Source organism: Stenotrophomonas sp. YJH_SMC_122 (genome assembly GCF_059369535.1).
In genome coordinates this window covers 339,426-358,592 of record NZ_JCAFST010000001.1, presented here as the reverse complement: position 1 = coordinate 358,592, position 19,167 = coordinate 339,426, and the positions used below count along the sequence as shown (strand labels likewise).

Annotated in this window: 18 protein-coding genes; 13 read left to right on the top strand and 5 right to left on the bottom strand. The window is 67.6% G+C overall.

Annotated features, from left to right (window positions below; all coding sequences use genetic code 11):
• The first annotated feature begins 25 nt into the window (after window positions 1-25).
• Window positions 26-643, top strand: a complete 618-nt coding sequence (locus AC5P66_RS01695) for an HD-GYP domain-containing protein (RefSeq protein ID WP_049411129.1) — start codon at window positions 26-28, stop codon at window positions 641-643.
• Between the two features lie 68 nt (window positions 644-711).
• Here AC5P66_RS01695 and AC5P66_RS01690 read toward each other — a convergent pair whose 3' ends face one another.
• A complete protein-coding gene (locus tag AC5P66_RS01690; protein ID WP_099494561.1) occupies window positions 712-2,805 on the bottom strand; it encodes a M13 family metallopeptidase in 2,094 nt (697 codons plus the stop codon).
• A 138-nt stretch (window positions 2,806-2,943) separates the two neighbouring features.
• Between AC5P66_RS01690 and AC5P66_RS01685 the strand changes: the two genes are divergently transcribed.
• Window positions 2,944-3,405 (top strand): hypothetical protein, encoded by a 462-nt coding sequence (locus AC5P66_RS01685; protein ID WP_099494562.1) that lies wholly within the window; start codon window positions 2,944-2,946, stop codon window positions 3,403-3,405.
• A 110-nt stretch (window positions 3,406-3,515) separates the two neighbouring features.
• On the opposite strand, the gene gpmA is transcribed toward AC5P66_RS01685, so the two are convergent.
• Window positions 3,516-4,265 (bottom strand): 2,3-diphosphoglycerate-dependent phosphoglycerate mutase, encoded by a 750-nt coding sequence (gpmA, locus tag AC5P66_RS01680; protein WP_099494563.1) that lies wholly within the window; start codon window positions 4,263-4,265, stop codon window positions 3,516-3,518.
• A 93-nt stretch (window positions 4,266-4,358) separates the two neighbouring features.
• Between gpmA and nfi the strand changes: the two genes are divergently transcribed.
• Window positions 4,359-5,033 carry a deoxyribonuclease V gene (gene nfi / locus AC5P66_RS01675; protein WP_014646440.1) on the top strand — a complete coding sequence of 225 codons (675 nt, stop codon included), beginning with the start codon at window positions 4,359-4,361 and terminating at the stop codon, window positions 5,031-5,033.
• A gap of 38 nt (window positions 5,034-5,071) precedes the next feature.
• Here the strand turns inward: nfi and AC5P66_RS01670 are convergent, their stop codons facing one another.
• Entirely contained in the window at window positions 5,072-6,052 is a 981-nt protein-coding gene (locus tag AC5P66_RS01670; RefSeq protein ID WP_099494564.1) for a cation diffusion facilitator family transporter, read from the bottom strand.
• A 140-nt stretch (window positions 6,053-6,192) separates the two neighbouring features.
• Window positions 6,193-8,442, bottom strand: coding sequence for a TonB-dependent siderophore receptor (locus AC5P66_RS01665; RefSeq protein WP_099591087.1), 2,250 nt, complete (start codon window positions 8,440-8,442; stop codon window positions 6,193-6,195).
• Between the two features lie 285 nt (window positions 8,443-8,727).
• On the opposite strand from AC5P66_RS01665, the gene AC5P66_RS01660 reads away from it, so the two are divergent.
• Window positions 8,728-10,143, top strand: a complete 1,416-nt coding sequence (locus AC5P66_RS01660; protein WP_099494565.1) for a GGDEF domain-containing protein — start codon at window positions 8,728-8,730, stop codon at window positions 10,141-10,143.
• 95 nt (window positions 10,144-10,238) lie between these two features.
• Here AC5P66_RS01660 and AC5P66_RS01655 read toward each other — a convergent pair whose 3' ends face one another.
• Window positions 10,239-11,519, bottom strand: coding sequence for an MFS transporter (locus AC5P66_RS01655; protein WP_111096412.1), 1,281 nt, complete (start codon window positions 11,517-11,519; stop codon window positions 10,239-10,241).
• A gap of 15 nt (window positions 11,520-11,534) precedes the next feature.
• Here AC5P66_RS01655 and AC5P66_RS01650 point away from each other — a divergent pair, with 15 nt between their 5' ends.
• From AC5P66_RS01650 to AC5P66_RS01610, 9 genes are all read left to right on the top strand, one after another.
• On the top strand, window positions 11,535-11,984 hold the full coding sequence (locus AC5P66_RS01650; protein WP_099494806.1) for a winged helix-turn-helix transcriptional regulator: 450 nt from the start codon (window positions 11,535-11,537) through the stop codon (window positions 11,982-11,984).
• A gap of 73 nt (window positions 11,985-12,057) precedes the next feature.
• Window positions 12,058-13,185: a metallophosphoesterase gene (locus AC5P66_RS01645; RefSeq protein ID WP_099494805.1), complete on the top strand. Its 1,128-nt coding sequence runs from the start codon at window positions 12,058-12,060 to the stop codon at window positions 13,183-13,185.
• A gap of 133 nt (window positions 13,186-13,318) precedes the next feature.
• Window positions 13,319-14,002 (top strand): response regulator, encoded by a 684-nt coding sequence (locus AC5P66_RS01640; RefSeq protein ID WP_008265770.1) that lies wholly within the window; start codon window positions 13,319-13,321, stop codon window positions 14,000-14,002.
• Complete coding sequence (locus tag AC5P66_RS01635; protein WP_099494804.1) at window positions 13,999-15,378, top strand: sensor histidine kinase; 1,380 nt, start codon at window positions 13,999-14,001, stop codon at window positions 15,376-15,378. Before AC5P66_RS01640 ends, AC5P66_RS01635 begins: the two co-directional genes overlap by 4 nt.
• Before the next feature lie 80 nt (window positions 15,379-15,458).
• Window positions 15,459-16,295 (top strand): alpha/beta hydrolase, encoded by an 837-nt coding sequence (locus tag AC5P66_RS01630; RefSeq protein ID WP_049414105.1) that lies wholly within the window; start codon window positions 15,459-15,461, stop codon window positions 16,293-16,295.
• 1 nt (window position 16,296) lies between these two features.
• Window positions 16,297-16,656: an EamA family transporter gene (locus tag AC5P66_RS01625; RefSeq protein ID WP_049414108.1), complete on the top strand. Its 360-nt coding sequence runs from the start codon at window positions 16,297-16,299 to the stop codon at window positions 16,654-16,656.
• Entirely contained in the window at window positions 16,653-17,051 is a 399-nt protein-coding gene (locus AC5P66_RS01620) for a DMT family transporter (protein WP_049414110.1), read from the top strand. Before AC5P66_RS01625 ends, AC5P66_RS01620 begins: the two co-directional genes overlap by 4 nt.
• A gap of 10 nt (window positions 17,052-17,061) precedes the next feature.
• Window positions 17,062-18,264, top strand: coding sequence for a DegT/DnrJ/EryC1/StrS family aminotransferase (locus tag AC5P66_RS01615; protein ID WP_099494803.1), 1,203 nt, complete (start codon window positions 17,062-17,064; stop codon window positions 18,262-18,264).
• A 173-nt stretch (window positions 18,265-18,437) separates the two neighbouring features.
• Complete coding sequence (locus AC5P66_RS01610) at window positions 18,438-19,154, top strand: MtnX-like HAD-IB family phosphatase (RefSeq protein WP_099494802.1); 717 nt, start codon at window positions 18,438-18,440, stop codon at window positions 19,152-19,154.
• Window positions 19,155-19,167: the final 13 nt, after the last annotated feature.

Below are 19,167 nucleotides of genomic sequence, written 5' to 3'. Positions count from 1 at the left end.
ACCGGTCCCCACCCGGTGCGGGCGGATGACCATGTTTCCTGACGCCGTACCCGCCCCCGACCTGCTGCACGCGCAGGCCTGCCTGATCGATGCCCTCGCGATGTCGCTGCAGATGCGCGACGCCTACACCCGCCACCACTGCGACCGCGTTGGCCTGCTCGCGCAGCGCCTGGCCACGCACTGCGATCTTGATGACGATGCCCGTGCGCAGATCGGCCTGGCCGCGCGCTTCCATGACATCGGCAAGATCGGCATACCCGATGACGTGCTGCTGGCACCACGCCGGCATACCGATGAGGAGCGCGCGATCATGCGCGAGCATCCGGTACGCGGCGAACACATCTTCCTGGCCACCGGTCGCAGCGACGCCTCGCCGGTGGCGCGGCTGATCCGCGCCCATCACGAGGCCTTCGATGGCAGCGGCTACCCCGATGGGCTGCGCGGCGAATCCATCCCGCTGGGTGCGCGCATCGTCACCATCGCCGATGCCTACGATGCGATGACCAGCGTGCGCCCGTATCGCAATGCGATGGAGCACGAGGCCGCATTGCGGATCATCGACGAGCAGGCCGGCGGGCTGGTGGACCCGTACGTGCTGCAACGCTTCCATCGCATGCTGGAGCGGGAACCAGAACTGGCCTGAGATCGGCCGGGCAAACGAAAGGCCCGGCGTTCGCCGGGCCTTTCGCTTCACGCATCACGGGTGATCAATTACCAGATCACCACACGCTTGTCGTCGGCGCGCACCATCGCATCACCCGCCTTGCACTGGAATGCAGCGGCGAACGACGGCATGTTCGACGGCGCACCGTTGGCACGGAAGTTGGCCGGCGCGTGCGGATCGGTGTTCAGGCGCACGCGCAGCTCGCCATCGGTGAAGTTGCGGCGCCACACGGTGGCCCAGTTCATGAAGAAGCGCTGGTCCTGGCTGTGGCCATCGACGTCGACATTGGCCTTCGGGTCTTCCTTCAGCGCCATCTGCAGCGCGTCATAGGCCACGGTCAGCCCCCCCAGGTCGCCGATGTTCTCGCCCAGGGTCAACTTGCCCTTCACGTTCACGCCCGGCACCGCTTCATAGCCGTCGAACTGCGCGACCAGCTGGTCGGTACGCCCGGTGAAGGCCTTGCGGTCGGCGTCGGTCCACCAGTTGTCGAAGTTGCCGTTGGCGGCGAACTGGCTGCCGGAGTCGTCGTAGCCGTGCATCATCTCGTGGCCGATGACCGCGCCGATGCCGCCGTAGTTCAGCGCCGGATCGGCCTTGGCGTCGAAGAACGGCGCCTGCAGGATCGCCGCCGGGAACACGATCTCGTTCTTGGTGGCGTTGTAGTAGGCATTGACGGTCTGCGGGGTCATGCCCCACTCGGTCTTGTCCACCGGCTTGCCGATCTTGTCCAGCATGTAGCGGTAGTTGAACGCGCGTGCTGCCTGCATGTTGCCCAGGTAGCTGTCGCCGTTGGTCTGCAAGCCCGACCAGTCACGCCACTTGTCCGGGTAGCCGATCTTCGGGGTGAAGCTGGCCCACTTTTCCAGTGCCTTCTTCTTCGTTTCCTCGCCCATCCACGGCAGCTGCTCCAGGCGCGCCTTCAGTGCCTGCGACAGGTTCTCCACCAGGTGCTGCATGGCCACCTTCGACTCGGCCGGGAACACGGCGTCGACGTACAGCTGGCCCAGGGCTTCGCCCATGCCGCCGTTGACCGACTCCAGCACGCGCTTCCAGCGCGGCTGCATTTCCTTCTGGCCACGCAGGGTGGTGCCGTAGAAATCGAAGTTGGCCTTCTCGAACTGGCTGCTCAGGTACGGCGAGGCATCGTCGATGGTGTGGAAGCGCAGGTAGGCCTGCCAGGTGCTGGCCGGCACATCGGCGAGCATCTTGTCCATTTCACCGAAGAAGCCCGGCTGCGCCAGCGAGAACTTCTGTGCGGCCGGCACCTTCAGGGTGTCGAACAGCGCGGTCCAGCTGAAGTTCGGGGTCAGCTTGTCGGCATCTGCGGCGCTGAGCGGGTTGTAGCGCTTGGCCGGGTCACGCATTTCGATGCGCGACATCGAGGCCTTGGCCAGGCGGGTTTCGAAGGCCATCACGGCCTTGGCCTGCTCGGCGGCCTGCGCCGCGTCCACACCGGACAGGGTCAGCACCTGTGCAATGTAGGCCACGTAGGCGTCGCGGATCTTGGCCTGCGCGTCGTCGAAGTAGTAGCCCTTCTCCGGCAGGCCCAGGCCGCCCTGGCCGACGTAGGCGATGACGTTGGCCGAATCCTTGTAGTCGGCATTGGCGAACAGCGAGAACAGCACGCCCTTGCCCTCGGCCTGGCTGTCGCGCAGGTACTGGGTGATGGCAGCGGTGTCGTTCAGTGCAGTGATCTTGTCCAGCTGCGGCTGCAGCGGCGCCAGGCCGGCGGCTTCGATCTTGGCCTCGTCGTTGCCGGTCTTCCAGATGTCACCGATCTTGGCTTCCACTGAGCCGGCCTTGGCCTGGCTGGCGGCGGCCTGCTGCACCAGCGCGTGCTGCACTTCCAGCGAGCGCTCGCGCAGGATCTCGAAGCTGCCCCAGGTGGTCTGGTCGCCCGGCACCGGGTTGGCCTTCAGCCACTTGCTGTTGACGAAACCATTGAGGTCGGTACAGGCCGAAATGGCCGGATCCAGGTCGGCGCTGTTGAGCGAGATCAGCGGCGTCTTGATCTGCGACAGGTCGAAGGCCGGCTTGGCGTCGGCACTGGCCGCCGGCGCGGTTTCGTTCTTGCCACAGGCGGCCAGCGAGGCAGCGATGGCGATGGTCAGGCCCAGCGGGACCAGATTGCGGACGTTCATGAGGCTCTCCTGCGGGTAATTTCACAGGGTAGCCGGGCACGCCCACGGCAGGGACCGGCCAAAGGTCACGAGCCCGTGGAGTCGCCAACCAACTGCACGCCGGTATTCTTATCTTCCCGATCACCGGATATCGCGCCCATGGACGACGCTGCGCTGCTACTGGCCCTCGACAGCTGCGAGTATCTATTCCTGACGGGTATTGGCGAACCGGAGGCCAACTGTCTGCGGCTGGTCATCGAAGAGGGACAGGTGACAGGAGAGCCCCGCCCAGTGGACTTCGGCAATGGACGTTCGATCGAGGGCGTGCGCGCGATAGAGATAACTTCCCATTCGCAGCGGTTCGAGCTGGTTTGGAACGCCTACATCAGCTACGCCGTGCACAACGAGTCCTACCAGAGCTGGGACGACTCCGAAGCCTGGAGCGGCAACCTCTTCCGCCGTTACAGCCGTTCGAAGTTCCTCGATTATCTGGACCATGCCACCTTCGCCGATGTCAGTTACCCGGGCCCATTCACGCACTATCAGGTGATATGCCAGGACCACGTCATCGACATTGCCGCGTTGCAGCCGCCCAAGGTGCGCCGCATGGATCCCTCGTAGCTGGCTGATGCAGCCCCCATGGGTTGGCTCTACCGGGTTGCGACAGCGCCGGCCGAGCGTGGGCTCGGCTCTACAAAAGCGAAGGCCGGCTTGCGCCGGCCTTCTGCTTCTTATTTCGCCTTGCCCTGGTTGGCTACTGCTTCAGCGGCCTTGCGCGCCGCTTCCGGGTCGCCCAGGTAGCGGAACGACTGCACGGTCAGGTCATCGTTCAGTTCGAACAGCAGCGGGATGCCGGTCGGGATGTTCAGCTCGAGGATCTCCTCGCGCGAGACATTGTTGAGGTACTTGTACAGCGCGCGCAGCGAGTTGCCGTGGGCGGTGACCAGCACGGTCTTGCCGTCCTTCAGCTGCGGCGCGATGGCGTCGTGCCAGTACGGCAGCACGCGGTCCAGGGTGGTGGCCAGCGACTCGGTGCCCGGCAGCGCGTTGCGGTCCAGACCGGCGTAGCGGCGGTCATGGATCGGGTGGCCCGGATCTTCCAGGTCCATCGGCGGCGGCGGGATGTCGTACGAACGACGCCAGACCTTGACCTGCTCTTCGCCGTGCTTGGCCGCGGTCTCGGCCTTGTCCAGCCCCTGCAGGCCGCCGTAGTGGCGCTCGTTGAGGCGCCAGGACTTGGTCACCGGCAGCCAGTCCTGCTCCAGCTCGGCCAGCGCACCCTGCAGGGTGTGGATGGCACGCTTGAGCACGGAGGTGTGGGCGACGTCGAACTGCAGGCCTTCCTCGCGCATCAGGCGACCGGCGGCGGCCGCTTCCCGGCGCCCCTGCTCGGTCAGGTCGACATCGACCCAGCCGGTGAAGCGGTTGTCCAGGTTCCACTGGCTCTGGCCATGGCGCAACAGTACGAGTTTACGGGTCACTGCAGGGTCTCCAACGCGAGGAAAGGCAGGCCGCCATTGTAGCCCGGCCGCCGCTCACCGGGCCGTGGCGCCGCCCGTGCGATGCTGTGACCGATGAATACGGTGATCGATCCCGGATGTTGGGAAGGCAGCGTCTCCGCGGCACGCGCGCAGCAGCTCCAGCTGGCCGGCCGCGTGGAGCGCCAGGACCGCCTGCCACGCGACGTCCGTTGGCTGGCCGGGCTGGATGTTGGCTTTGAAGACGACGGCGCCATCACCCGCGCCGCGGCGGTACTGCTGGACGTGGAGACGCTGAAGCCCGTGGCGCAGGAGATCGCGCGCATCCCCACGGTGATGCCCTACATCCCCGGTCTGCTCAGCTTCCGCGAGCTGCCGGCACTGCTGGCCGCGCTGGCGCTGCTGCCGCGCACGCCGGACCTGGTGTTCGTCGATGGCCATGGCATCAGCCATCCGCGCCGGCTGGGCGTGGCCGCGCATCTGGGCGTGGTCACCGACCTGCCCAGCATCGGCGTGGCCAAGTCAAAGCTGGTGGGCCGGTTCGTCGAACCGGGCGCCGAGGCCGGTGCACATGCGCCGCTGCAGGATGGCGACGAACAACTGGGCTGGGTGCTGCGCAGCAAGGTGCGCTGCAAGCCGCTGTTCGTGGCCGGCGGCCATCGGGTCAGTGCCGATACCGCGCTGGACTGGGTGCAGCGCACGCTGCGCGGTTACCGGCTGCCGGAACCGACCCGGCTGGCGGATCGGCTGGCCTCGCGACGGGACGAATGACCGCACCGGGCATTCCCCGGTGCGGCTTTCATTTTCATTCAATGATGCACGTGGCCGCGATGGCCCTGCGCGTCCTCACCGTGGTCGTGGCCTTCATGGCCCTGCTGCGCGCCGCCCTTGGCCGACGCCGGTCCAGCGCAGGCTTCACCACAGTGGTCCGCTTCAATCTGCAGCGTCACGTGCTCGATGCCGAAGTCATCGTGCAGGCGCCCGCCCAGCTCACGGCGCAGCGCATCGGCGTCGGTGCCGTCGCGCATCACGATGTGCGCGGTCAGCGCCGGCGTGCTGGAGGCCAGCGCCCACACATGCAGGTCATGCACGTCCAGCACCGCAGCATGACCGGACAGGCTGTCGCGCACCCTGGCCACATCCATGCCCTTGGGCACGCCTTCCAGCAGCACGTTGATCGCCTCACGCATCAGCACGTAGGTACGCGGCAGCACCCACAGGCCGATCAGCACGGCCAGGATCGGGTCGATCGGTTTCCATCCGGTCCACTTGATCAACAATGCGCCCGCAATCACTGCCACCGAGCCGAGCATGTCGGCCCATACTTCCAGGTAGGCGCCCTTCACGTTGAGGCTCTCGCCACTGCCCGCCTGCAGCAGGCGCATCGAGATCAGGTTGATGACCAGGCCCGCAGCCGCGATCACCAGCATGCCGGAGGAGGCGATCTCCTGCGGCTGGCGGAAACGGCCGACCGCCTCCCACAGGATGTAGGCGGCGACCACGAACAGCATGGCACCGTTGATCATCGCGCCCAACGCTTCCAGCCGTGCATAGCCGTAGGTGCGGCGCGCATCCGGCGGGCGCCGGCTCAACCGTACCGCGACCAGCGCGATCATCAGCGCCAGCGCATCGGTGGCCATGTGTGCGGCGTCGGACAGCAGCGCCAGGCTGTTGGTCCAGAACGCGCCCACCACTTCGACGACGAGGAAGGTGGTGGTCAGGCCGAGTGCCCACCACAAGGGCTTCTCGTGGCGGATCTGGGACGGCAGGTGATCGTGGTCGTGGCCCATGGCAACAGCTCCTTTGCGATGCGGTGCAGGCTACGCGGTGCCGGCGGGGGAGACTATTACGCTGTTTATAACATTGCAGGCCACACGAGCCCTCGCCGGGCATGGCCCGGCGAGGGCCGCAGACCGACGACCGCCTGCGGTCAGAAGCCGAAGCGCAGGCTGGCCCAGTACGCGCGGCCCGGCTCGTTGTAGGTCGCCGCCCCGGCATCACTGCTGTTGGCCTCGCGGAACAGGCGCTTGTCGGCCAGGTTGTTCACGCCGAAGCCGAAGCTGACCGTCTCGGTCACCTTGTAGCGCGCGCTCACGCCCCAGATGTTGTACGCGCCACGATCCTGCAGCGCGATCGATGCATCGCAGCTGCCGGTGCAGCGCGGGTCGTTGTTGATGTTGGTCGTGGCCGGTTCCTGCTTGCCGTAGAAGGTGCCGGTCAGCAACACGGACAGCCTGTCGGTGGCCTGCCAGTCCAGCATGGTGTTGATCGTGTACTTCGGAATCACCGACAGCGGCTGGTGCGTGGTCTTGTTCTCGTTTTCCACCATGTAGGTGAAGTTGTTGCTCCACTTCAGGCGGTTGCCCTGCTCGCCCACCAGCGGGATCACCAGGTTGCCTTCCAGCCCCTGCACGATCGCCTTCGGCGCGTTCTCCCAGCGGAAGATGCGGCCCTTGGTGTCGGCGGTCAGCCCGATCTGGGTGTAGCCGGCCTGGATCTTGTCCTTGTAATCGTTGTGGAAGTAGGTCAACGACGCCTGCCAGCCGCTCTGCGGTGCCCACTCGATGCCCAGTTCCTTGTTCAGGCTGGTTTCCGCCTTCAGGTCCGCGTTGCCGCGCATGTAGCAACCGGCACCCAGGCTCGGCAGTGCATTCGGGCAGCCGTTGCCACGGGTGTAGTACAGATAGTCCGGATTGGACTGGTACAGGTTTGGCGCCTTGAACGCGCGGGCAATGCCGCCCTTCACCACCCAGTCGCTGCTGATGCGGAACTGCGCGTTGAGGCTGGGGCTGGTGTTGTTGCCGAACTGGCTGTGGTGGTCGAAGCGCAGGCCCGGGGTGACGATCCAGCGCTCGCCCAGGTAGATGTTGTCCTCCACGAACACCGCCGTGGTCTGCGCATCGGCCTTGCCGCGCGCACGATCGGCCGACAGCCCCGGGATGCCACCGCCGCTGCTGCTGGACTGGCTCATCGAGTACGGGTCGGTCAGGCGGCTGTCCAGGTATTCAAAGCCCAGCGTCCAGATGTTCTCGGCGCCGCCCAGCGTGGTCGGGAAGCTCACTTCGCCATCCAGCTGGTAGTTGCGCAGCCGCGAGGTCGACCAGTCGGTGCCGTTGAAGCTGCCTTCCGGGCCACCGGCCAGGCCTTCATTGATGCGCGAGTTGTTGACCGCTTCCACCGCGGCGGTCACCCGCGAGGTCACGTCGCCCCAGCGGCCGCGATGGGTGATCGCGCCGGTGTTGCGGTACATCCGGTTGGTTTCCGCTTCGCCTTCGGCCAGCGCCGCCAGGTCAACGCCGGTCGAGGTACCGGTAGTGCTGACCGCGCGGTCACCGGCGTAGATGTTGCCCTGGCGGCTGGTGCCGGCTTCGAACTCCACCACCTGGTCGGCGGTGATGTCCCAGCGCAGCAACGCGTTGACGTCGCGGTTCTTGACACCCTCGCGACCAGCCGGCGGCACCGCGTTCGGGTTGGTGGCGTACTGGCGGTTGAGGTCCAGTGAGTCGGCGTCGGTCCTGTTGAGGTTGCCGTACAGGCGGAACGACAGGGTATCGGTCATCGGCCCGCTCAGCTGCAGGCCGACGCGCTCGCTGCCGCCTTCGGCGCTGTGCTCGGGCACCAGGCCATACAGGTCGACCGCTCCGGTCAGGTCGCCGGTCGGGCGCTTGGTGATGATGTTGACCACGCCGCCGGAAGCACCGGAGCCATAGCGTGCCGCCGCAGGGCCGCGCAGCACTTCGATGCGCTCGATCATTTCCGCCGGCACCCAGTTGGTATCACCGCGGGTATTGCGCTCACCGCTGCGGCCCATGCGCACGGCATCGCGCGCACCGATGCGCTTGCCATCGACCAGGATCAGGGTGTTTTCCGGGCCCATGCCACGCAGGTCGATCTGGCGGTTGTTGCCGTACTGGCCCGAGGCGCTGTTGCCGGTGAGGTTGACGCCCGGCATGGTCCGCAGCAGTTCGGCGATGTCGTTGGCCGGTGGGCGCCTGGCGATGTCCTCGGCGGTGATGGTCGAGGTACCCAATGCCTGGCGGGCAATCTGCGAAGCGGTGACATGCACGGTATCGATATCGGTAGCGTCTGTTTCCGCATGGGCGGCCATGGCACTGCCGGCCAGCAGGGCGGCAACGGCGAGCGCCAGCGGGCGCGGCGAGAGGACAACGGCAGGAGACATGATCTGGACCTTCTGGCAGGGCAACGGGGCCTCTGGCAAAGGGCTTGAGGCAACGACGAGGGGAGGCGGAGCGTCGCTGCAGTCGCCTGCGGCCCGATCCGTGCGCGCATTCTCCCACCAATGCGAGTGATTCTCAAATGCGTTCGCTCATTGCTACCGCAGGCGTGATGTGCCCTGCGTGCCGAACGACCCTGCATCGCGCTTAAACTGGCCGGCTTACCCACCATCAACCGCACGCCACCGCGGCCGATACCCGTGGTTTGCCGTACGCAGTCAGAGATCGACGTGGAACCACCCCAACTGGACGATGCCAGCCAGCCGCTGGCCGAGGCCTGGCAGCACTGCCTGCAACAGGCCGGCCCTGCCGCCACCGCGCTGCTGCACGCCGCCGTAACCGATGCCCCGCCGGCGCTGGCCCGTCGCTTCTACGAAGTGCTGTTGCAGGACGGGCGTGCACGCCGCTTCCTGTCCCACGACCAGGTCAAGCAACGCCTGCAACCGGCCATGCAGCGCTGGCTGGTGCAGTTGCTGACCACCGATGCCGACGGCATTGCCGCCACCGTCGCCTCGCAACGGGTGATCGGCGATGTGCACGCCCGGGTCGGCATTCCGGTCGACCTGGTCACCCGCGGCGCGCGCGTACTCAAGCACGAGCTGTTCGTTCGCCTGCGCGACGACGCGCCCGACAGCGCCACCGCGTTCGCCGCCATCGATTGCCTCAGCGCGATCATGGACATCGCCATGGAAGGCATGACCCTGGCCTACACCCATGCACGCGAGCGCTCCACCCGTGCCGATGCTGCCTACCGGTTGTTCTCGCTGGTGCAGAATGTCGGTACTGAACGCGAGCGCCAGCGCGCCCTGCTGCTGGACTGGGAAAACGCGCTGCTGTACGCACTGGCCGGCCACGTGCAGGGCAGCGACAGTGCCAGCCTGGCCAGTTCCGAGTTCGGCCTGTGGTTCACCCACAAGGGCATCCCCAGCTTCGGCGAGAGCAGCGAGACCCAGCAGGTCGGGCAGTTGATGGCGCGTATCGATGATCGACTGCAACAGGCCGCCACCGACACCCCGGCGCAGCGACTGGCGGTGCTGCCGGCCATCCGCGAGGACCTGGCCGCCATCCGTACCCTGATGACGCTGCTGTTCGAGCGCATCGGCGAACTGGATGCCGGCAGCGATGCCCTGACCAACCTGCTCAACCGCCGCTTCCTGCCTACCGTGCTGCGCAGGGAGATCGAGCTGGCCACGCGCAACCGCACGCCGTTCTCGCTGCTGCTGCTCGACCTGGATCACTTCAAGGCGATCAACGATGGTCACGGCCACGACGCCGGCGACCGCGCGTTGCAGCACGTCGCCGGCCTGCTCGGCCAGCTGACCCGCGGCAGCGACTACCTGTTCCGCTACGGCGGCGAGGAGTTCGTGGTGGTGCTGGTTGCCGCCAGCGAGTCACAGGCCTCGGTGATTGCCGAGAGCCTGCGCCGGCAGATCGCGCAGTCGCCGGTTGTGCTGGCCAATGGCCAGGTGCTGGAACTGACTGCCAGCATCGGCGTGGCCGGCCATGATGGCCACCCGGACTACGAACGGTTGATGGCACGTGCCGACGCGGCGATGTACGAGGCCAAGCGCAGCGGCCGCAACCGCGTGGTAGTGGCCAGCGCGGACCTGCAGGAAGCCCCGGGACGGCGTGCACTGCAGCGATGACGACAGGACAGGTAGAGTCGACCGCTGGTCGACTATCGCGCGCAGCGCGGGATTTTTCGCACGCGGGGCGAAGAGCAGTCGACTGACAGTCGACTCTACCGACAGTCGACTCTACCGGTTCGCGGCCCAGCCGAGGCGTTGAACACCACCACCCGCCATGCTGCCCACCACAGCAGCGCCAGCAACGCGATGCCCGCCCCCAGCAGGCACACAGCGGGCCAGCCATGCCGGGCCTGCACCCAGGGCCCCGCTGCCGCACCCGCCCCACTGCCAACTGCATAGAACAGCATGTACAACGCCACCAGGCGCCCATGCTGCCCTTCCTGCGCACGCAGCAGCAGCGCCTGGTTCGATACGTGCAGTGCCTGCCCACCGAGGTCGAGCACGATCACGCCCAGCAGCAGCAACGACAGCGACTGCGGCAGGCCCAGCAGCGGCCACCACGCGACCAGCATCAGCAGCAGCGCGCCAAGACTGACCCGATCGGCAAGACCGCGGTCCATCCAGTGCCCGACCCGCGACGCCATCAATGCACCTGCCACCCCGGCCAGGCCGAGCGCACCGATGGCCGCAGTGGACCACTGCAGCGGTGGCGCCGACAGCGGCAAGGGGGCCGCCGCCCAGAACACGTTGAGTCCGGCAAACAGCAGCAACGCCAGCGGACCGCGCTCGCGCAGCGTTCGATCCCGGCGCAGCATGCCCAGCATCGAGCCCAGCAACTCGCGCCAGCGTGGAGGAACCGATGGCGCCGGCACTGCGGGCAGGCGCCGCCACAGCAGTACGGCCAGGACCGCCATCAGCGCTGCCGACAGCAGATAGACCGCTTGCCAGCCGGCAATGGCCGCCACCGTGCCGGACAGCACGCGCGCGAGCAGCAGCCCGATGAACACCCCACCCTGCACCACCCCCACCACGCGCCCGCGCTGCGCGGCCGGAGCCATCGCTGCCGTATAGGCGATCAAGCCCTGGGTCAGCGCGGTGCCCAACAGCCCGGCCAGCAGCATGCCAGACAACAGCCAACCGGCCGTGCGTGCCGCTGCCAGCCACAGCAGGGCCGCCACCAGTGCCGCCAACTGCAGCCGCAGCAGGCGCCGCCGGTCACCGCGATCGGCCAGCGGCAGCAACCCGAGCAATGCAAGCACGCTGCCGGCCTGGGTGGCAGCCAGCACCGCGCCGGCCATGGCCCGGTCCAGCGCAAAGGCGCGTGCAAGCTGATCCAGCAGCGGCTGCGCGTAGTAGACGTTGGCGACGCTGGCGCCGGCGGCAACCGCAAGCAGGACCAGCAGCGGGCGGGGAAGCGATGTGGCACCCATTATGTAGTTGCAATTTGAAACTTGATGCAGGCTATCGTCATTGGTTTTAAACTGCAACCGCATTAGGAGATAGCCAGCATGCACGCCGACAGTCCCTGTCCTGTAGCCCGCAGCGCCGACCTGCTCGGTGATCGCTGGGCACTGCTGGTGATCCGCGATGCCTTCGACGGCGTCAGCCGCTTCGGCGACTTCCAGCGCAGCCTTGGCGCCGCCCGCAACATCCTCAGCGATCGCCTGCGCAGGCTGGTCGAGGCCGGCGTCCTGCAACTGCAACCGGCCTCAGACGGCTCGGCCTATCAGGAATACGTGCTCACCGCCGCGGGACAGGCGCTGTTCCCGGTGCTGGTCGCGCTGCGCCAATGGGGTGAACGCCATCGCTTCGGTGCAGGCGAAGCTCATTCGCAGCTGATCGAATCCAGCACGCGGCGACCGCTGCCGTACATGCAGCCGCGCGGGCGCGACGGTCGGCCGCTGCAGGCCGCCGCCACCCGTGTGCGCAAGCTCAGGGACGACGGGCACAGCGCCTGACCCGCCCATTCGCGCACACCGCGCCCCGGGCGCGCCGGTTAGCATCGGATGTTTCCGCCGCCGGACACCGACGATGTCGCGCTATCGCCCTTCCCTGATGACCGCCCTGCTGCTGCCGTTGCTGGCCTGCAGCGCCGGAACCACGCAGGCCCGCGAGGCTGCCGCGCCCGCCGACCACGTGCAGGCCGATGGCCCCTATGTGTTCCGCCAGGGCGACCAGCTGCAGGCCCGATGGATCTGCGCCGACAAGGTCGAATCGCGCACGCTTGCCGCCGGGGCAACAGGGACCGATATCGCACCGCGCTGCGGCTACGAACACACCGTGCATGTGGCTGCGCCGAATGCAGCCTCGGTCTCGGTGCTGCCGGCCACACCCCGCATCGTCGCGCTGTCCGACATCCACGGCCAGTACGGGTTGCTGGTGCGCCTGCTGCGTGCCCACCACGTGATCGACGCGGAGGATCGCTGGGCGCTGGGCAAGGACACGCTGGTCATCGCCGGCGACGTGTTCGACCGCGGCCCGCAGGTGACCGAGGCGTTCTGGCTGCTCTACGGCCTGCAGCAGCAGGCGGCCGCCGCCGGTGGCGCCGTGCACTTCGTGCTCGGCAACCACGAAACCATGGTGCTGTACGACGACCTGCGCTACGTCAACCCCAAGTACCTGCGCAGCGCCCAGCTGCTGGGCCGCAGCTACCCGCAGCTGTATGGCGCCGACTCGGTGATCGGGCAGTGGCTGCGCACCCGCCCGGTGCTGCTGAAGATCGGCGATACCCTGTTCCTGCACGGCGGCATCTCGCCCGAGGCGGTGCAGCTGGCGCTGGACCCGGCACGCACCAATGCGGCCTATCAGGCCTCTCTGGGCCTGCCCAAGGCCGAAGTGAAGGCCGACCCGGCCACCGCACCGCTGTATGACGGCAAGACCAGCCCGATCTGGTACCGCGGCTATTTCGATGGCCGCCTCGACACCGCGGGTGTGCAGGCCGTGCTCGACCGCCTGCAGCTCAAGCGTATCGTGGTCGGCCATACCTCGATGCCACACGTCAGCAGCTTCCACGGCGACCGCGTGATCGCCATCGACAGCAGCATCAAGAACGGCGAGAACGGCGAACTGCTGTTCATCGAGGATGGCAAGCTCAGCCGTGGCCTGCTGGATGGCTCCCGGGTGCCGCTGGCGCTGGGTGAGCCGGGGCTGCAGGACTGAATGGAGGGACAGCGTGACGGCGCCGGGAGGTGCCGGCGCGCTCCACCTTCACCCGGTTTGCGGCTACCCTTCGGCAGCCGAGAGGCCCACCCCGCCCAGCCGGTGGGCCTGACCGTTACAGGAGCCCCCGCGCATGCGCGTTCTGATTGCTGAAGACGACCCGGACATCGCCTCGGGCCTGTGCGCCTCGCTGCGCCGGCAGGGGCACGTGGTCGACCACGTCGACAACGGTGCGCACGCCGATGCAGCACTGGGCTCGACACAGTACGCACTGCTGGTGCTGGACCTGGGGCTGCCGCAACTGGATGGCCGCGACGTGCTGCAACGACTGCGCCAGCGCGGCGATGGCCTGGCGGTGCTGGTGGTGACCGCGCGTGACGGCCTGGCCGAGCGGGTGCGCGTGCTCGACCTCGGTGCCGACGACTACCTGGTCAAGCCGTTCGCACTGGACGAATTCGAAGCCCGCGTGCGTGCACAGCTGCGGCGGGTCACCAGCAATGGCAATCCGGACCTGCGCATCGGCCGCTTGCGCCTGGACCTGGCCGGGCACCGCGTATGGATCGACGACCAATCACTTGAACTGACCGCACGCGAGTTCGGGCTGCTGTCGGCGCTGGCGGTGCGTGCAGAGCGCATCGTGTCACGCGCGCAGCTGGTGGAAGCGCTGTGCGACTGGGGCCAGGACCTGACCGACAACGGCCTGGACATCGCCCTGCACCGCCTGCGCCGCAAGCTGCAGCCGGGCGGCATGGGCATCCGCACCGTGCGTGGGCTGGGCTACATGCTGGAAGACGCACAGGACGACAGCGCCCCGTGATCAGCGGCCCCCCCAGCCTGCGACGGCGCCTGCTCGCCTTCCTGGCGTTGCCGATGCTTGGCCTGCTCACCTTCAATACGATCCTGGCCTATTACGTTGCGCTGGACTATTCCAACCGCATCCACGACCGCAACCTGATCGACGACACGCACTCGTTCGCACAGATGCTGAGCACCATGCCGGTGACCAGCGACCTGTCTCCGCAGGCGCGCTTCCTGATCGAGTACGAGCCCGACGGCCATCGCTATTTCAACGTGGACAGCAGCCGCCAGGGGACACTCAGCGGCAATGCGGATTTCAGTGCCTACGCGCCTTCGCAGGAATGCACCGGCGTGGACCCCACCCTGTACGATGGCATTCTCAACGGCCAGCCGGTGCGCATGGCCACCGTCTGCACGCGTGCGATGAACGATCCGCAGGACCAGCTGGCGGTGACGGTGGCCGAAAGCATGGCCGAACGACGCCAGCGCGCGCGCGAGATCCTGATGATCATCATCCCGCTGATGACCATGCTGGCGCTGGGCACCGCCGCGTTGGTCTGGTTCGGGGTGACCCATGGCCTGCGCATCCTGACCCCGCTGAGGACCCGCCTGGCGCAGCGCCGCGGCGAACTGGCACCGATCTCCGATGCCGACGTGCCCGAAGAGATCCAGCCGCTGATCAGCACCATCGACGATCTGTTCGCGCGCCAGGCGGAAATGATCACCCTGCAGAACCGTTTCATCGCCGACGCCGCGCACCAGCTGCGTTCGCCGTTGGCCGGCATGGCCCTGCACGTGGACCAGGCACTGGCGCATGGCGACCCGGACACGGTGCGCGAGGCACTGCAGCACATCCGCCGGCTCAACCAGCGCACCGCGCGGGTCAGCACCCAGCTGCTGGCGCTGAGCCGGGCCCAGACCGTGCCGGAGACGGTGGAGGCACTGGACCTGTGCGAACGGGTGCCGCAGTGGGTCGGTACACGCGTACCTGAAGCGATCCGCGATGGCATCGATCTGGGTTACTGCGGCAGCCCCCAGCCGCTGCGCGTGCTCGGCAACGGTGCCCAGCTGCAGGAAGCACTGGACAACCTGATCGACAATGCGCTGCGCTATGCCGGCCGCGATGCGACCGTCACCGTCGGCGTGCACGCGCTGGATGACAATGACGTCGAACTGTACGTGGAGGACAACGGGCCCGGCGTACCCGAGGACGTGATGCCGCGGCTGGGCGAGCGCTTCTTCCGCGCCCCCGGCACCATCGCCAGCGGCACCGGCCTGGGCCTGGCCATCGCCCACGAGGCGGTGGAGCACTTCGGCGGGCGCCTGAGCTTCCTCAACCGCCCCGGCGGCGGGCTCAAGGTCGCCATCACGCTGCCGCTGCTGAAGGGCCCCTGACCCGGACCGGGGCGCTGAAAGGCTGGCGAAAATCGCGGTTGCGATCCTGACCCTCCCCACTGCCGTCCCGGAGCCGCCAGGTGACCGAATCGCACGACTTCTTCCTCCCCGGTGGCCCGCAGGGCGTGCTGCTGGTCCACGGCCTGACCGGTACCCCGGCGGAAATGCGCATGCTCGGCAAGGGCCTGAACAACGCCGGCTTCACCGTACACGGCGTGCAGCTGCCCGGCCATTGCGGCACCGTCGATGACCTGCTGGCGACCACCTGGGAACAGTGGTACCAAGGCGTCGAAGATGCGGCGGCAAGCCTGCGCGGCAAGGTCGACCAGTTGTTCGCCGGGGGCCTGTCGATGGGCGCGGTGCTGGCGCTGGCGCTGGCCGCACGCCGCCCCGAGTGGGTATCCGGCGTCGGTGTGTATGGCGCCACCTTCCGCTACGACGGCTGGAACATTCCCGCCGTCGCCCGCCTGTCGTTCCTGCTGCCGTGGTTCAAGCGCTTCAACATCGGCCGCGACCGCATGTTCATGGAAGAACCGCCGTACGGCCTGCGCGACGAGCGCCTGCGTGCGCAGGTCAGCGCCGCCATGCTGTCCGGCGACAGCGCGGCGGCCGGCCTTCCGGGCAATCCCTGGCACGCGCTGGCCGAGATGCGTGCGCTGAGCAACTGGACCCGCCGCCACCTGCACCAGGTCACCGCCCCGTGCCTGGTGATGCACGCCCGCGAAGACGACGTGGCCAGCATGGGCAATGCCGAACTGGTGATGTCGCGGGTCAGTGGCCCGAAGGAACTGGTGGTACTGGAGGACAGCTACCACATGATCACGATCGACCGCGAACGCCGCGAGGTGATCCGCCGCAGCGCGCGCTTCTTCACCGGGATCGGTGAACGCAGCGGCGTCCTCAAGGCGGTGGCCTGAGATGGGGGCACTCGCCACGCTGCTGTGGCTGGCCAATGTCGTGCTCGATACCGGTGGCCAGCTCGCCTTCAAGGCCGCCGCCAGTGACCCGCAGGAGGGCGAGGGACTGCAGCGCTGGAAGCACATGCTCGGCCGCCCCTGGCTGTGGATCGGCATCGCCTGCTACGTGCTTGAGTTCGTCGCCTGGATCGCCTTCCTGTCACTGGTTCCGCTGTCCAAGGGCGTGCTGCTGGGCTCGATCAACATCGTGGCGCTGATGATCGCCGGCCGCATCCTGTTCCGCGAGAAGCTCACGCCATTGCGGGTGACCGGGATGCTGCTGGTCACAGCAGGCGTGGCGGTGGTGGGGGCCGGCTCGTGAGGCGCCTGTACGTGATCGGTTTTCCGCTGCTGATGGCCTTCGATACGCTGGCCCAGCTGTGCTTCAAGTACGCCGGCGATGCTGCGCTGCCGGTCGAGGCCAACACCGCCTGGCTGCTGCGCGTGCTGTCGCAACCCTGGGTGTACGGCGCCATCCTCGGCTACGTTGGTGCGTTCTTCACCTGGATGAGCCTGCTGCGGCATGCGCCGATCGGCCCGGCGTTCGCGGCCTCGCACCTGGAGGTCATCAGCGTACTGCTGCTCTCGGCGTGGCTGCTGAAAGAGCCTCTCACCCTGCACCACCTTGTCGGTGCGGTCCTGATCGTGGCCGGCATCGTCTGCCTCGGCCGCGCGGAAGCGGACGACCCGCACAGTCCCACCGAAAACGCCTCGTGAGCGCGTTGCGATGAGCCTGTTCGCGCGCGAACTGCCACCGACCGCCGGCCTGCCGATGCAGGCCAGCGACTTCCTTCCCGGTGGCGGTGACCTGCGCGGGATCCTGGCCAACCAGCTGGGCACACCGCCGCTGCAGCTGACCTGTTCCGGCACGCACGCGCTGCTGATCGCCCTGCGCACCCTGCGCAAGCGCGCGCCCAGGCGCGACACGGTGATCATGCCGGCCTACACCTGCCCGCTGGTGCCGATCGCGGTGCACAGCCTCGGCCTGCGCGTGCAGCTGTGCGATACCCGGCGCGGCCACTTCGACTTCGATCCCGGCCCGCTCAAACGGTTGGCCGATGCGCGTACGTTGGCCATCCTGCCGACCCACCTCGGCGGTCGCATCGCCGATGTCGAGCGGGCCTGCGACATCGCCCGCGGCGCCGGCGCCTGGGTCATCGAAGATGCCGCACAGGCGCTGGGCGCACGGGTGGGCAACAGCAGTGTCGGCCTGCGTGGCGATATCGGATTCTTCAGCCTCGCTGCCGGGAAGGGGCTGAGCCTGCACGAAGGCGGCCTGCTGGTCAGCCGCGATGACGAACTGCGCGCCGAACTGGCCGAGCATGCCGCCGAACATGTGCGCTTCAACCTGCGCTGGGAGCTGCTTCGCAGTGTGCAGCTGCTTGGCCTCGCCGCCTGCTATCGCCCCTCGCTGCTGTCGCTGGTGTACGGCAATCCGCTGCGCAGCGCACTGCAGCGTGGCGATCTGGAAGACGCGGTCGGTGACACTTTCCCGCTGGACATACCGCAGCACCGGGTCAGCCGATGGCGGCAGAACATCGGTGCCCATGCTGCACGGCGGCTGCCGGCGTTCCTGCAGGCCGGGCGCCTGCGCGCACTGCAGCTGCGCGTGCAGCTGGCACAACTGCCGGCGGTGGAGGTGGTCGATGGCCTGGCCGGTAGCGGCGGCACCTGGCCGATGCTGATGCTGCTGCTGCCCAGCCAGCGCGCGCGTGACGCCGCACTGGACACACTGTGGCCGCGCGGCCTCGGCGCCAGCCGCATGTTCATCCATGCCCTGCCCGACTACGCCTACCTGCGTGGCATCGTGCCGCAGGAGGACGTGCCCAATGCACGTGACTTCGCCGCACGCATGCTGACCCTTGGCAACAGCGCCTGGCAGACCCGTGAAGAGACGGCCGAAATACTGCAGGTCCTGGCCCGCGCCTGACCTGCACATGCATGTGTGGCCTGCGCTCCGCGCATTCATCCATGCACCTTCCTGAACGCTTTCCCAGCCCGTCAAAAGAGCCTTTCAACAGGAAAGGAACGAGAAAGGCGGCCTGCCTACATTGGGCCTACCCGGCAACGTGCCGGACGCCTTTCTCATCGACGGAACTGCCCATGCACTGGAGCATCCTGTGTGACTTCGACGGCACCATCAGCCTCGAAGATGTCATCGACTCGCTGCTGGAGAAGTACGGCCAGCCGGGCTGGCAGGACCTGGAAGACCAGTGGAAGGCAGGAAAGATCGGCTCGCGTGAATGCATGCAGGGCCAGGTGCGGCTGCTGGCACTGGATCCGGCCACGCTGGATGCGCACCTGGACCAGGTGCAGATCGATCCAGGCTTCGTCGCCTTCGTCGCTCGCGCCGAGCAGCTGGGCCTGCCACTGCGCATCGTCAGCGACGGCCTGGACTATGCGATCCATCGCATCCTCGCCAACCATGGCCTGTCGCAGCTGCCGGTGGTGGCCAACCACCTGCGCTGGTGCGGCGACCATTGGGAGCTGGAATCGCCCTACCAGGCCGAAGGCTGCCGCAGCGGCACCTGCAAGTGCACCTGCGCCGCGCAGGCACGTGCCAACGAAGCACCGCGCGTGCTGATGATCGGAGACGGCAGTTCGGATTTCTGCGTATCCGAAGACGCCGACTTCGTGTTCGCCAAGCGCCGCCTGATCACCCATTGCACCCATGCCGGCATCGACCATGCCGCCATCGACACCTTCCACGATGCAATCGCACTGCTGCCGCACTTGCTCGATGGCAGCCTGCTGCAGCCACGTCGCCTCGACGCCCGCCCGCAGCCCGCCGCACTGCCCCTGCTGCTGGCCACCGCCTGAGCACTCCCTTCCA

Bases quoted from the DNA above. Each gene is read 5' to 3' on its own strand.
- nfi (WP_014646440.1), top strand. From the start codon at position 4,359: ATGAATACGGTGATCGATCCCGGATGTTGGGAAGGCAGCGTCTCCGCG.
- AC5P66_RS01650 (WP_099494806.1), top strand. From the start codon at position 11,535: ATGCACGCCGACAGTCCCTGTCCTGTAGCCCGCAGCGCCGACCTGCTC.
- AC5P66_RS01670 (WP_099494564.1), bottom strand. From the start codon at position 6,052: ATGGGCCACGACCACGATCACCTGCCGTCCCAGATCCGCCACGAGAAG.
- AC5P66_RS01610 (WP_099494802.1), top strand. From the start codon at position 18,438: ATGCACTGGAGCATCCTGTGTGACTTCGACGGCACCATCAGCCTCGAA.
- AC5P66_RS01645 (WP_099494805.1), top strand. From the start codon at position 12,058: ATGTCGCGCTATCGCCCTTCCCTGATGACCGCCCTGCTGCTGCCGTTG.
- AC5P66_RS01690 (WP_099494561.1), bottom strand. From the start codon at position 2,805: ATGAACGTCCGCAATCTGGTCCCGCTGGGCCTGACCATCGCCATCGCT.
- AC5P66_RS01655 (WP_111096412.1), bottom strand. From the start codon at position 11,519: ATGCGGTTGCAGTTTAAAACCAATGACGATAGCCTGCATCAAGTTTCA.
- AC5P66_RS01665 (WP_099591087.1), bottom strand. From the start codon at position 8,442: ATGTCTCCTGCCGTTGTCCTCTCGCCGCGCCCGCTGGCGCTCGCCGTT.
- AC5P66_RS01685 (WP_099494562.1), top strand. From the start codon at position 2,944: ATGGACGACGCTGCGCTGCTACTGGCCCTCGACAGCTGCGAGTATCTA.
- AC5P66_RS01625 (WP_049414108.1), top strand. From the start codon at position 16,297: ATGGGGGCACTCGCCACGCTGCTGTGGCTGGCCAATGTCGTGCTCGAT.
- AC5P66_RS01615 (WP_099494803.1), top strand. From the start codon at position 17,062: ATGAGCCTGTTCGCGCGCGAACTGCCACCGACCGCCGGCCTGCCGATG.
- AC5P66_RS01695 (WP_049411129.1), top strand. From the start codon at position 26: ATGACCATGTTTCCTGACGCCGTACCCGCCCCCGACCTGCTGCACGCG.
- AC5P66_RS01640 (WP_008265770.1), top strand. From the start codon at position 13,319: ATGCGCGTTCTGATTGCTGAAGACGACCCGGACATCGCCTCGGGCCTG.